General features: G+C 42.0%; 1 pseudogene. It reads left to right on the top strand.

The annotated features are described in order from the left end of the window. A pseudogene (locus HMPREF2983_RS05675) lies at positions 1 to 295 on the top strand (site-specific integrase); the annotation flags it as partial.

Here is a 295-nt window from a genome sequence, read left to right as displayed (position 1 = left end):
GCGAGTTTAAGGAACTTGTAGAAAAGACCTATCAAGATATTCTGATAAATGACGGAGTGGTAAGCGTGGAACTGCTCAAGAACCGTTTGCAGGGAGTAGCCACCATACTGACAACACTTCTTGCCATTAGCAAAGCTGAACTGCAATCCGTTAAAGAGTGCGTGGGCAAATCAAGGGCAGAGGGGACTTATCAGAATCTTCTCTATTCAGATAAGTTACTTACGGAGTTTGTAAAGGATAAGGGAATGACGGATATAGTCATAGCCACTATAACGGAAGACTTGTTTGAAGAATA

It is taken from the genome of Prevotella sp. HMSC077E09, assembly GCF_001814685.1.
Lineage (GTDB): Bacteria > Bacteroidota > Bacteroidia > Bacteroidales > Bacteroidaceae > Prevotella > Prevotella oris.
This window is presented reverse-complemented; position numbering and strand designations above follow the sequence as displayed.